The sequence below is a fragment of the Pedobacter sp. 05L430 genome (genome assembly GCF_056397585.1).
Window position 1 is genome coordinate 1 of the sequence record NZ_JBFTNT010000273.1, and the last position, 5,786, is coordinate 5,786.

The window sequence follows — 5,786 nt, forward strand, 5'->3', positions numbered from 1 at the left end:
GTCTAAAAAGTGCCTGTCGTGAGATACAACCAATACAATATTTTGATAATCAGCAAGGAAGTTTTCGAGCCATGCAATCGTGTCGATATCCAAATCGTTGGTAGGCTCATCCAGTAATAAGATGTCCGGATTTCCAAATAAAGCCTGAGCCAATAAGACACGCACTTTTTGGTTACCATCAAGTTCTTTTAACTGTTTGTAATGGTGTTCTTCTTTAATACCTAAGTTACTAAGCATGGTGGCGGCATTGCTTTCCATGTTCCATCCATCCATTTCGGCAAATCTATTTTCCAGTTCGCCTGCACGCTCACCATCTTTATCAGAGAAGTCCTCTTTTAAATAGATCGCATCTTTTTCCTTCATGATTTCGTACAATTCCTTGTGGCCCATCATTACAGTTTCAATTACACTAAATTCATCAAACTCATAGTGGTTTTGTTTTAAAACGGCCATTCGTTCTCCAGGAGTAAAAGCTACACTACCGGTAGTTTGGTTTACTTCGCCAGAAAGAATTTTAAGAAATGTTGATTTACCAGCCCCGTTGGCGCCAATTACACCATAGCAGTTGCCATGATTAAATTTTAGGTTAACATCTTCGAATAAAGTGCGTTTTCCGTAACGGAGTGATAAATTTGAAACTGAAATCATATTGCTGAAAAATAAGCTGCAAAGGTAGGCATTATTTATAAAATCATTAAGACTTTTAGCGATCTGCCGGATGTCTGGTGGTTTTATATAAGTTTAAGGTTCAAAATTTCTAAATTAGAAAATCAGATACTGATTTAAAATAATTAATGTGAATAAGGAAGAGTTAATAGCAAGGCTTAGTACGTCAATGGAGTTTCAGATGGTGACTAATTTAACTGGTATTATTGAAAGTAATGATCTAAAAATAACCGACTTACTGGATATTAGTTTTCATAGGAAAAAAGAAGTTGCTTTTAGGGCCGCCTGGATGTTAGAATATTTGATGACACACAAGCCTGATCTGTTTGTGGGTTATATCCCAGAGCTTATATCATTATTGGCGAAACAGAAGAACCCTTCGGCGATGAGGCATTACGCTAAGATTATTGCTTTACTGACAGACAGAAAGGCTCATCATGTATATAAAGATAAGGCTGTAACAACAGATTTTGAACCTGTTATTGATATTTTGTTTACCTGGCTTGTAGATACAGAGGTGCTTGTAGCTACCAAAGTGCACTGTATGCAAACCCTGGCAAATCTGGCACCTCGTTACGATTGGATTAAAGACGAGCTGCTAGAGACAATAGATTATCTGGTTGATATCGAAAGTGTTGCGTTTTTTGGCAGAGCCAAGCAAATTAGAAAGCAATTAAAGAAGATTCGGCAGAAAGTTTAATACTAAAACTATTACACGGCGCAAACATTTCCATTGGGCTTAAATTCTATTTTTGCCATTTATGTGCTATAGTTAAAAAATTAGCATAACATTTGGAAGAGATATTGGAATGGAACAAGAAATAGAAATTTTAAGCAGGATTATTAAACGTAGGCGGAGCATTTTTCCGGTGAGTTATACTAATCAGGAGGTGCCGGTTAAGGTTATACAGCAAATTTTGGAAAGTGCTAACTATGCACCTACACATAAATTAACACAACCCTGGCGTTTCATTGTTTTCAGAAATGAGGGGAAAACTAAGTTTGGTAAAGAGCTAGCCCGCTTGTATAAAAAAACTACACCAGTTCATCAGTTTTTGCAAAAGAAATATGATAGCATTCTTGAAAAGGCAGAACAAGCCAGCTGCATAATTACATTAAATGTCGAATTGCATTCAGACAAGGTACCCGAATGGGAGGAGCTTGCAGCTCTAGCCTGTGCAGTTCAGAACATGGCGCTTACTGCCGAGGCCTTAAATGTTGGCGCATACTGGAGTTCACCGGGAATGATTGCAGATCTGAAGGATTATCTTAACTTAGGGGAACAGGAGAAATGTTTTGGGCTTTTTTATATGGGATACCATAACGAGGAACCCAGAGATGCAATTCGTACTCCTATTGAAGAAAAGATTAAATGGATAGAATCGTAATTTATGCAGGATATTAAAGAAACACTATATCGACTTTGTTTAAATTTTATAGAGCAAAGAATTCAGACTGCTGAAGTTGCATTGCAACAGGCGCGCGAAGCTAGTAATGATGATACTAAAAGCAGCGCCGGAGATAAGTATGAAACCAGCAGAGAAATGATGCAGCAGGATATTGATCGAAACAAGCGTCTTTTAATCGATGCTCAGGATAATCTAAGATTGTTAAAAAGTATTGAGATAAATCCTGAGTCTGAAATTGTAAGACATGGCAGTTTGGTGTATACCAACAACGGGAGTTTTTACATTAGTGTTAGCGCGGGTCAGCTAACGCTTGATGGTAAGGCTATTTTTGCTATTTCCCCTTCATCTCCCATAGGCAAATTGCTTTTGGATAAGAAGAAAGGGGATGCGTTTAGTTTTAATGATAAGAAATTTGTTGTTGAGGCAGTTGCCTAAACTATTTAAAACTCTTATTTATACTATGGTAAAGGTTCTTCGCTGTATAAGTTCCTGGATCAATAATACGTCGGATGGTAAAAAGCGGATTAGTCTCATCTCTCTTTGTTGATAAGATGAATGCCGCTTTAAACCCGTGCTCTTTTAATTTATGTAAGGCTTCTGGTTTCCAAACCCCATATGGATAGGCAAAATATTCAACCTTTTTACCTGTAATTGTTTCTAATGTTTTGGTCGGTTTATCTATTTGTACTTCCCAATCATCATTCGTAAACTCACTGAAATTTTTGTGATTCCAGGTATGGCTTGCGATAACATGACCGTCATCTGCGAGGGCTTTTATTTGGGTTTTGCTCATGTATCTCGGTCTTCCTATAGATACCGTCATGATAAAAAATACGCCCTTAAAACCATATTTTTTTAACTCGGGTGCTGCAACAGTAAACTGATCCAGATCCGTATCATCAAAGCTAATGATGATCGGTTTTTCTGGAAGTTTGCCCCCATAATTCAAATAATCATAAAGCTGGTCTGGTAAAATGGTATGGTAGCCACTATCTGCAAGCATTTTAATATGCTGTTTGAAATTGGCAGGAGGGATAATGTCATCATGCGCCCGTTTCGAATCGCTTGCTTTCCAATCTCTAATTTGATGATAACAAAGAACAGGGACTTCCTTTTTGCTTAAAATCTCGGCCGCGGTAGCTTCCTTTTTAGGTGCCTTACTAGTTTGGGCTGTGTCTTTATCAGGATTACCCGAAGCGGAACTAGTTTGACTTTGACTGGTATATGTGCATGCTGAAGCTAATATCATTAAGCCAGCACCCAGACTTAAAAGTATTTTCATTAGAAACTTTTTACTATGCTGTTATGTAGCGTTTTAGGACTCCAGTAACCACTCGCAATAATTCTTCTTATCGTGTACAACGGATAATTCTGATCGCGTTTATCAGCAAGAGAAAATGCCATCCTAAATCCACGTTTTTTTAGTTCAGGGAAACCTTCAGCATTCCATAAGCCAAAAGGATAAGCAAATTCAGTCATTTTTTTGCCGGTAATCTCTTCCAGTTTTTTGGTAGGCTTATCTRGCTGTTCTTCCCAGTCTTTTCCCTGGTATTTCTTGAAATTCTTATGGTCATAAGTGTGACTGCCAATTATATTGCCATCATCAGAAAGTTGTTTTATCTGCTCTTTGGTCATATAGTCAACAAACTTACCCTTACGGCCAATGGATACTGTCATGATAAAGTAGACTGCTTTAAAACCGTATTTTTTTAGTGTTGGAGCAGCAATTGTAAACTGATCCATGTCTGTATCATCAAAAGTAAACATGATCGGTTTGCTCGGTAATGGAGCGCCCGTATTTAAATAGGCATATAACTGATCAGGTAATATAGAGTGATAACCACTGTCGGCAAGCATTTTAACCTGATCTTTAAAGTTTTGTATTTCAACAATGTAGTCTTTCCCTACTTTGCCATCTGTTGGTTTCCAGTTACGAACCTGGTGATAGCATAAAATAGGTACCTGTTTGCGGGCAAGTATGGTTTTAGCATCAGCAACTTTAATTTTGCTTACATCAATTTTAGCGGCCTGTACTTCTTCCTTTGATGAGGTTTGTGTTAAAGTATCCTTAACATCCGGGTTATCGGTGTTAGTTTGTGATTTAGATTGGCAACTGGCCGTAAAAATTGCCGCTGCAGTTAATAAAGGTAGAAGATGCTGTTTCATTTATGATTATTTGTGGCAAAACTATGAAATCAACCGCTATTTTATTGCATTAACTATCACATTTATTACAAATAAAGATTCATCCTTCTTTAGTATTAATCAATAATTTAGCCGTTTTAATTAACAGTTCAAATGAAGAAACTTTACATTCTATTTTTATTGCTTATTAGTGCAGGTTTTAATGCGGTTTCGCAAACCAAAACTTTTACAATAACAGAAACCACAACCCAGGCACCGAAGGCAAATTATCAGCTTGCCTCAAGGTTTTCGCCCAACAAACTTAAAAAGATCATTTACTCAACGGCTGTTGATCCGCACTGGTTGAAATTAAGTAATCGTTTTTGGTATGAGTATGAAACACCAAACGGTAAGCTTTGGTACCTTGTTGATCCGGTTGCTAAAAGCAAAAAGAAGATTTTTGACAATGCACAGCTTGCTGCAGAAATCACTACAATTATTCGTGATCCTTTTGATGCCCAGCACTTGCCTTTAGAGAATCTTAAGTTTTCGAGTGATGAAAAACAAATCAGTTTTGAAATAAAAAGTACTATTGATGAATTGAAAAAGGATCGTAAGGATAAGAAAGATGCAGATTCAATGCAGAAAAAGATTTTTTATTTTAATTATGATATTGCAAGTGCAAAACTTACCGAAGTCCCAAATTATACCAAGCCTAAAGCAAAGCCGTCTTGGGGTTCGGTTGCACCTGATTCCTCGGCAATTATCTTTAGTAGAAATTACAACTTGTACTGGATGGATAAGGAAAACTATAAAAAGGCTGTGAAAAATGAAGAGGACAGCACCATTGTAGAGCACCAGCTAACAAAGGATGGAGTTAAGTTTTATTCATATGGCAGCGATGGTGATGGCGAAAATAATGAAGAACAAGAGAAAAACAATAAGAAAAGACGCAGAGCTTACGTGTTATGGTCGCCAAATGCAAAATATTTTGTGCTCGACAGAACAGATTCCCGTAAGGTAAAAGACCTTTGGGTAGTAAACAATATTACTGCCGGCAGGCCTACCTTAGAAACATACAAATACCAAATGCCAGGTGAGCCTGATGCACCAATTGATGAACTCCTTTTATTCAATTTTGCCAGCAAAACCTTTAAGAAGCTAAATATCGCTGCTTTCAAAGATCAGAGTGTGTCTGTCTGGGGGGCGCCTCCTTTAAACAAAGATCGTGATAATGAGTTCAGACCTTCTATATGGCTGGGTAATAACAGCAAGATCTATCTTTCGCGTACCAGCAGGGATTTAAAACGAGTTGATGTATGTACCGTTGATATCAATACGGATGTAGTAACTCCGGTAATTGATGAACGTTTTAACACTTATGTAGAAATCAACCGTCCGGGTTTGGTAAACGATGGAAAAGAAATTATCCATTGGTCTGAAAGAGACGGATGGGCTCATTTTTATCTGTTTGATAGTAATGGTAAGTTAAAGAACCAAATTACAAAAGGTGCCTTCCATTGTGAAAGCATAGTGAACATCGACGAAAAAAATAGGGTGTTGTATTTTACTGCAAATGGGCGAGAG

The 5,786-nt window shown here is 37.5% G+C and carries 7 protein-coding genes; 4 read left to right on the top strand and 3 right to left on the bottom strand.

The features are described 5' to 3' along the window. On the bottom strand, window positions 1-648 hold a 648-nt coding region (locus tag AC1DG9_RS22230; protein ID WP_477635259.1), incomplete at its 3' end, for an ABC-F family ATP-binding cassette domain-containing protein. A gap of 148 nt (window positions 649-796) precedes the next feature. Between AC1DG9_RS22230 and AC1DG9_RS22235 the strand changes: the two genes are divergently transcribed. The 3 genes from AC1DG9_RS22235 to AC1DG9_RS22245 all read left to right on the top strand — a co-directional run bounded on the left by AC1DG9_RS22235 (window position 797) and on the right by AC1DG9_RS22245 (window position 2,510). Beyond that, complete coding sequence (locus AC1DG9_RS22235; RefSeq protein ID WP_288878798.1) at window positions 797-1,366, top strand: hypothetical protein; 570 nt, start codon at window positions 797-799, stop codon at window positions 1,364-1,366. Window positions 1,367-1,475: 109 nt separating this feature from the next. After that, complete coding sequence (locus AC1DG9_RS22240; protein ID WP_172659697.1) at window positions 1,476-2,054, top strand: nitroreductase family protein; 579 nt, start codon at window positions 1,476-1,478, stop codon at window positions 2,052-2,054. Window positions 2,055-2,057: 3 nt separating this feature from the next. Next, window positions 2,058-2,510, top strand: a complete 453-nt coding sequence (locus AC1DG9_RS22245; protein ID WP_048906833.1) for a 3-oxoacyl-ACP synthase — start codon at window positions 2,058-2,060, stop codon at window positions 2,508-2,510. Window position 2,511: 1 nt separating this feature from the next. Here the strand turns inward: AC1DG9_RS22245 and AC1DG9_RS22250 are convergent, their stop codons facing one another. Both AC1DG9_RS22250 and AC1DG9_RS22255 read right to left on the bottom strand, forming a co-directional pair. Then, window positions 2,512-3,357: a polysaccharide deacetylase family protein gene (locus tag AC1DG9_RS22250; RefSeq protein WP_172659698.1), complete on the bottom strand. Its 846-nt coding sequence runs from the start codon at window positions 3,355-3,357 to the stop codon at window positions 2,512-2,514. Continuing rightward, on the bottom strand, window positions 3,357-4,241 hold the full coding sequence (locus tag AC1DG9_RS22255) for a polysaccharide deacetylase family protein (protein WP_477635260.1): 885 nt from the start codon (window positions 4,239-4,241) through the stop codon (window positions 3,357-3,359). The genes AC1DG9_RS22250 and AC1DG9_RS22255 overlap by 1 nt, the downstream gene beginning before the upstream one ends. A gap of 132 nt (window positions 4,242-4,373) precedes the next feature. Here AC1DG9_RS22255 and AC1DG9_RS22260 point away from each other — a divergent pair. After that, window positions 4,374-5,786, top strand: a 1,413-nt coding sequence (locus AC1DG9_RS22260) for a DPP IV N-terminal domain-containing protein (RefSeq protein ID WP_477635261.1), incomplete at its 3' end; no start/stop codon positions are given.

What these genes read in the sequence shown, in the direction of transcription:
- AC1DG9_RS22245 (WP_048906833.1), top strand. Translation starts at nt 2,058, where the DNA reads ATGCAGGATATTAAAGAAACACTATATCGACTTTGTTTAAATTTTATA.
- AC1DG9_RS22250 (WP_172659698.1), bottom strand. Translation starts at nt 3,357, where the DNA reads ATGAAAATACTTTTAAGTCTGGGTGCTGGCTTAATGATATTAGCTTCA.
- AC1DG9_RS22240 (WP_172659697.1), top strand. Translation starts at nt 1,476, where the DNA reads ATGGAACAAGAAATAGAAATTTTAAGCAGGATTATTAAACGTAGGCGG.